Raw genomic sequence first — 6310 nt, forward strand, 5'->3', positions numbered from 1 at the left:
CTGTCATATACAGTTCTGTATCACGCAAATTCACCTTCCGCATCCGTGCCCCCGTGAAATTCGCCTGAAAGAAATGTCTCCCTGAAAGATCGGCTCCCTCTCAGTCAGGGACGATCTCGGGATGCTCCGTACGCCATTGATTCCATCGCTTCACACCCTGTTCCAGCAGCGCCAGATGGTCCGGATTGGCCATTGCAAGTATCTCCTTTCTCATTGTTCTTCTACTTCTCTACATGGTATTCAAGGACATGACGCTCGCATCCTATAGCTTTTTCTGCTCTCTCAGCCTTGACCCTTTTCATACAGAGGATCAGACAGACCGGAGAATGGTCTTCTCCAAGAACATTCCACAGAAAACAGAGCAATTATTACTCACAATCTTGTGTTTGTCTAGAGCCTGCTATGACTCAATTTCACATGTGAATGAAGAAAGCGTAAGACACACGCAAACAAAGAAATGCAGTCCAGTCATCGTGTGCAGGTGTCGTTCATCCTCCCGCATACGACATCGAAAGTGACTCACCCAAATACCGGAGGCGTCCCTACCCCATCGGTGAAGCACAAGTCCCACTTGGCCGGTATTGGCATGCCACTCTTGCTGGGGAAATCTCTTTTTAAGAAACTCAGCTACACCCACAGGGGCAACTCCAGGCATCACTTCACGCCGCTCCCTGCGCGCGCTGACGCGACACCAGCATCCCTGTCAGCTCCTCCTGTCGTTTGAAAGAAGACACAGCTCCCGTGAATGCCACTTCCTGGCGCAACACCACGTCGGCTTGTTGGACGCATCAGCAGATGCTTTCCTCCCTGGCTCACCTGTCGTCCAGGGACGAAACGGTCCCACTTGTGTGTCCATTCCCCGAGATCCTCTCCCCTCGGGCTAGACCGTCACAGGTGTCGGATTTACCCACAGCTAACTCCACCGATCATGTCCTGCTTGACTGCTACTTGCAGCGAGTCATTACGCAGCCTGCAGTGCTGCCCGAAGTGAAACAAGCCCATCCCTAGAGTGCGGCTGAGCAGAAGGAACCTGTACCTTCTGCTGTAGCTAATTAGAAAAAGCTCTTCCTCTTTTGCAGAACATCTCTGACAAGGAAAAAAATAACGAGTCCTAACTCAAGGAAGAATAGAATCGCTGAAAGAGTATTTGCTATAATCAGCAACATATCTCCATCTCTAAAAGAATGGAATACTGTTGTAATTGTTTGATAGAGGGATGGTAAAAGATATGCAAGTGTCAGCCAAATATCAATACTACATGCGAGAACCATAAAAAGTGCGAAAATCGGGACTATGAGAGATGTTTCTAAGAAAGCCTGAAAGTTACGTTTAAATAGATGAATTACAAGCTGGAATGCATCTTCATAGAGTGTAGGATAATCTAACCAATCAGCAAGAAAAAAATAGAAGTCAGTCTTCATGTAAAAGCGAAACTCAAAAAGGATTCCGAAACCAAGGAATAGTATTGCAAACCGAGAGAAATTATATATGAGAATGCTTTTATCCTTAGAGAGTAGTGAGATGATAGTGAATAGGGATAAGAGAAATAAATCATACATCATCCCTGAAAGGTAGACTAAATAACGCTGTTTTTTTGATAGGGACCAGATATTGCGTACTTTCGTCTGATAGACTAAATGGAAGAGTCGTCTACTTAAGGATATGGACGAAAAGCTGTTACCACAAGCTCGTGCTGCTAGGAAATGGCAAAACTCATGGGTGATTCCTGTTATAATATCAAAAACAAAAGATCCAAGCACTACTATTAGGAGTATAGGATGCCAGAAAAAACTCTGATAAGTTGGAATAATCGATCCTGCATTACCGCTAAATGTAATGACTACTCCAAGCAATACTATAATTAGCCATATAACACCTACTTTCTTATTGAAAATCCAACGTGCATGTTTTTGTTGAATAAAGGGAAACGAGAAACCACCTGCTTCTGTAAGTTGCAAACTATCAATTTGGTAGTCATTAATGCGCTCGATATAATTAAGGTTTACAAGTTCACGGACAAAATCACAAAGGTCAACCTCTTCCCCCCTTTCCTTAAAAGATTGTTGTACTTGCCCTACTGTCTCTCCTTGAGCGAGCCGATAAATAATCTCTTCAACGAAAGAAGGAACAAGAATATAACTATTGATATTCAATCTCCCTATACAAATTTCATCTTTTGTTCCTGGAGAAACTGTAAGGTCAGAAAAAAGGATAGTTGCGCATTAAGCAACTTTTCCTGTGAATTAAGTAATTCTGCTACTGGCATCATGTTTGCTCCTGTTCAATTAAATGAGCATTATCAAATGTTTGGTGTAACCAAGTCAGCACATTAGCAAAAGCCAACAGTGGCGAGTGGAGTGCCGGTTCAGCCAGATGTAGGCTTTGTACAACGCCACCTCGCCTATCAGGTAATACATACAGCCCAGACAAGGGATCTGGACATTCTTTCTGTAAGCGAAAACAGCTCTGCGCTGTTGCGTACACGGTTTTCAACCTTTTGCCGCGGCCCACGAAGGAACATCGCTCGGTATGGTTCCAGCAGTGATCTCACTTGTATCGAAGCCTGGGAGGTGCCATAATATAAATGCCCAAGCAAGGAGCCGCCAGTGTTTGCGTGTTCCGGCGAAGCTTCGGTCAGCTAGAGCAGTAATCAAAAGGCTTAAGCCTCAAACAACTGTGCTTCTGTAAAGATGATATCGCTCTCATAGGCGAGACATCCGCAGTAAGCGAACCCGGCTGCAGGCACCTTGTGCTGTAACGGTTTCCAGAACTTCGACAATCGCTGCTTGAAGCGGCTCCCATGTCTGAGTCTCCTTGCTGCGCCGTAAGCAGGTTTTCACTTTCGAGAATGCTGGCTCAATCACCTCGCAAACACAGAAGCCTTGCATGATGAGCACGCAGCTTATCCATGACCTCTGTTTGTTCTGGCTGTAAGCCGGAAGCCAGATTCTGCTCGATGTACCTTGCAAACGCACGAGCACCCACAGCACCATTCAGAATGATGCCTCACGCATCCCATTGGCAGAAAGCGAGGCAATCAAGCAGATAGTAATTCCATAATTGCAGGGCCTGTGGCCACAGGCCCACGCCCCTTGAGGAGAGCGAGTGGAAAGTGGCATCAGCACGATGTGCGTTCCACATGCATCGACACATCTCCAGTTCTCCTGCTGGTCTTGTTCAATGCGGACGCGCCAGGCTACCCGTATCTCCTCGTCCTGCTCAGTTGCTATGAGTGTCTTTTTTTCATGTCCAGCCCAGTTACTTGATGGCACGTCCATGCTCGCTGCACTCACCTGTTGAATGGACTTTCATAGTTCTAGCCCACTCTTGGCTCAAAACGTATGCGTACTGTTCGAGGAGCAGCCAACGGATCGAATAGCCAAACCGAAGGCAGATCAGAGCTATCATCGCACCAGCAGAAAGCCGTCAAGCAGGGCATGAGCGCTGGTATTGGCTGGCGCAATGGCATACCTGGAATGACTTCCTTGTCCCATGGCACACAGCAGTTTAGCTCCTTCTCATCTGCCCAACCGGAGGCTGCGGCCAATCATGCTGTATCTGTCTATCAGCAGGCTCCCCTCATTTGCTGCTTCGGGTTGGCACCGCAATGTAAATCTACACTCTCATAAGCCGGTCTTATCCGCTTCCAGACTCTAAGCCAGTCCCTGCATCAGGCGCACCAGGTCGGGCCAGACGCGCATATGAACCACTTTAGTTGGCCACGATACGACAACGTTGGAAGAGCCGGACGCCGATACCGTACCATGAAGCGGAAGAAGTGTCGCTCTTGAAGCATATCATTGTCCCACCAGCGCAGAGGTCAGCACTTCCGGTGCGAAAGGCTCGGCTTACGAGAGAGCTTTACACTTCGGACGAACAAATGAGCTTGACAAAGGTCATCAGGTATGACAGGCCATATGGTGATGAGAGTATCCATGTCGAGCATCATGAGAACCTTTCTTTTGAGTTCTGAATCAAAACTCATTGGCAATTTGGACTCTTTCACTGGTGAACTTCTGTATGAAGCAAGCCAATTCTGCTCCTGATCTCAGTCATGCCTGCTGATGAGCGTTCTATCGTCGTTGACATGGGGGTCTTTGCATACTTTACGAAGCTTGGCCAACTCACTTGCTGGCCTCGATTACAAGACGCGGCAGCCAATCATAGTGGTATTGGGGTCAACCCTTCCCTTTCTCACAGCAGAAAGATGAGATCATACACAACCAGTGGCTTTAAAAACAGCCTGCCTCGGGCGCGTGCTCATACGTTGGTAGACAGTGGGTTTTCCAGAAATCATGGAGGAGTCAGTATCCCGGGCTCCGATTTGGACGATCCTCCAAAGCTTGTTGACTCTCTCTCGTCGATCTTACCGCACCGCGCACCTCCTTGGCTCACAACGACAAATGGAACGGCCGCGAATGCATTGAAAGCGCTTTCATTTTTCTGCGAACCCCATCGCTGTCCTCCTCCTGCAAAGGTTTTTGGCAAAGATACTTCCACATTAAGGAGAAATGTATCACGTACCCGTTGGGAGTGCCTTAAAGTCCCCGACACTCCTCAGCAAGCTGACGTTTGAACTCTTCAAAGTATGGCACATCAATGACCTTCGACCAGTTTAAAACTGATCCAACAAAGTCTCTGATATCAAGTCCAGGCATTTCATACGTGTTGGCATCAGCAACCGTTCCTGTTGCGTCCTCAATAAAAGAAACCTTAAAACCTCTATCATATGCCGCTATAGCCGTAAACAGAGCACAATATTCAGTATTAAATCCACAAATCACTACATGATCAACTCCTTTTTCGCGCAGTTTTTCTTCTAAAGCGGTTTTATGGAATGCGCTCGGGGACCTCTTTGTAATAATAGGATGATCAAATAGTGCTAAGTCCGCAATCAGTTTCCTGGGACTAAGTCTCCATTCCCTTGCTCATCTTCCTGGAGTAGAAAGAAGACAGGCTCTTTTCGAGACGTAAAAATCGAAATAAGTTGTTTTATAGAATGCAGGACAGAAGAAAAATCCTTTTTTGTAACAATTCCATTCTGTGCATCAATGACAAGCAGTGCTTTCATTTTCCTCTCCTTTGCATAAAGATGTCACTAAAGCTGCAAGCACTTCGCTTGCAACCACGAGTGTCTGATTGTTCTTGTCAAGCAAGGGGTTAAATTCCACGATGTCAGCACCCAGCAAGGGATACTGCCGGAGAAATGCCAGTATATCGAGAACATGTCCTAATGAAAGTCCATAGGGAATGGTGAAACTTGTTCCAGGAGCTACATCGGGATTCTGCACATCAATATCAATGCTCACATACAACCTTTCTGTAGCCTTTAACATATTCTCTAGTTGAGATTTCCAACAGTTACTGCGTATATCGTGTGCACTTAAAGCAGTAATCAGAAGGCTTGAGCCTCGAACTGCCGGGTTTCAGGAAAGATGGGTTCCCCTTCGCGCTGGAGATAGCTGCAGTGAGGAAACCAATTCTGAGCGTCTTGAGCACTCATCATCCCCAGCACTTGGATGATTGCTTCTTGGAGCGCTTCTGGCGTTCGAGCGCCAATGCGTCGTAAACACGTTTTGAATTGAGAAAACGCCTGCTCAGTGGGTGAAAGATCGGGTGAGGAGGAGGGTAAGAACACCACACGGCATTCTTTGGCTTCAATCGCGTCTCGAACCCGAACCCCATGATGGATATTCAGAGTATCCAGGACGACTGTTTGCCCTGGTTGCAACGTGGGAGCGAGAACCTGTTCAATGTCGGTCGCAAACGCACTGGCATCTGCGGCCCCTTTCAAGATCAAAGCCTCCCCCATCCCAGTCAGGGAGAACGAAGCGATCAAGGTCGTCTTGATCCCTGTGTTGCGAGGAACCTTGCCAATGGCTCGCGTTCCTCGTGGAGAACGAGCATACAGAGCGATTAGAGAGATATGCGCTCCACATTCATCAACAAAGATCCACTCGTCACATCGTTCTCGTCCGACTTGAACCCGCAAGGCTGCCCGTGCCTCCTCATCGCGCTCGGCGGCTACCAACGTCTTTTTTTTTCGCATCCAACCCAAACTGCTGATCGCTCGGCCCAGGGTCGCTGGACTCACGTGCTGGTTCTGCATAGCTTCCCAAATATGACGGTCCTCAGCAAGCGTTGCGTCCCGATGAGCTTCCAGTTGACTCCATAGGCCTGCCTGTCAAGCATCTCCTTTCGTGGCTGGGCGACCTGGAATAGCCTTGGGAGTCAGTTCTTCGGTCTCTCGTTGTTGTTTCGCATACCGTTTGATGGTGGCGCAAGAAACACCAAAAAGATGGACGATTTC

General features: G+C 47.6%; 7 protein-coding genes and 1 pseudogene. 1 reads left to right on the forward strand and 7 read right to left on the reverse strand.

The features are described from left to right. Positions 1-85: pseudogene (locus EI42_RS35085) on the reverse strand (hypothetical protein); the annotation flags it as partial. A gap of 635 nt (positions 86-720) precedes the next feature. Between EI42_RS35085 and EI42_RS33665 the strand changes: the two are divergent. Then, a complete protein-coding gene (locus EI42_RS33665; protein WP_211326447.1) occupies positions 721-1008 on the forward strand; it encodes a hypothetical protein in 288 nt (95 codons plus the stop codon). A 44-nt stretch (positions 1009-1052) separates the two neighbouring features. On the opposite strand, the gene EI42_RS31400 is transcribed toward EI42_RS33665, so the two are convergent. From EI42_RS31400 to EI42_RS31425, 6 genes are all read right to left on the reverse strand, one after another. Continuing rightward, positions 1053-2153 carry a hypothetical protein gene (locus tag EI42_RS31400; protein WP_111326884.1) on the reverse strand — a complete coding sequence of 367 codons (1101 nt, stop codon included), beginning with the start codon at positions 2151-2153 and terminating at the stop codon, positions 1053-1055. Between the two features lie 840 nt (positions 2154-2993). Continuing rightward, entirely contained in the window at positions 2994-3278 is a 285-nt protein-coding gene (locus tag EI42_RS31410) for an ADP-ribosylation factor GTPase-activating family protein (RefSeq protein ID WP_111326888.1), read from the reverse strand. 1260 nt (positions 3279-4538) lie between these two features. Beyond that, positions 4539-4898 carry a cysteine hydrolase family protein gene (locus EI42_RS31415; RefSeq protein WP_211326450.1) on the reverse strand — a complete coding sequence of 120 codons (360 nt, stop codon included), beginning with the start codon at positions 4896-4898 and terminating at the stop codon, positions 4539-4541. After that, positions 4895-5071: a cysteine hydrolase family protein gene (locus EI42_RS33670; protein ID WP_211326448.1), complete on the reverse strand. Its 177-nt coding sequence runs from the start codon at positions 5069-5071 to the stop codon at positions 4895-4897. Before EI42_RS33670 ends, EI42_RS31415 begins: the two co-directional genes overlap by 4 nt. Further along, positions 5049-5399 (reverse strand): arginase family protein, encoded by a 351-nt coding sequence (locus EI42_RS31420; protein WP_111326890.1) that lies wholly within the window; start codon positions 5397-5399, stop codon positions 5049-5051. Before EI42_RS31420 ends, EI42_RS33670 begins: the two co-directional genes overlap by 23 nt. Further along, complete coding sequence (locus tag EI42_RS31425; RefSeq protein WP_211326449.1) at positions 5396-6094, reverse strand: transposase; 699 nt, start codon at positions 6092-6094, stop codon at positions 5396-5398. The genes EI42_RS31420 and EI42_RS31425 overlap by 4 nt, the downstream gene beginning before the upstream one ends. Positions 6095-6310: the final 216 nt, after the last annotated feature.

It is taken from the genome of Thermosporothrix hazakensis, assembly GCF_003253565.1.
In the GTDB taxonomy this organism is placed as follows: Bacteria; Chloroflexota; Ktedonobacteria; order Ktedonobacterales; family Ktedonobacteraceae; genus Thermosporothrix; species Thermosporothrix hazakensis.

What these genes read in the sequence shown, in the direction of transcription:
- EI42_RS33670 (WP_211326448.1), bottom strand. Translation starts at nt 5,071, where the DNA reads ATGAAAGCACTGCTTGTCATTGATGCACAGAATGGAATTGTTACAAAA.
- EI42_RS31410 (WP_111326888.1), bottom strand. Translation starts at nt 3,278, where the DNA reads ATGGACGTGCCATCAAGTAACTGGGCTGGACATGAAAAAAAGACACTC.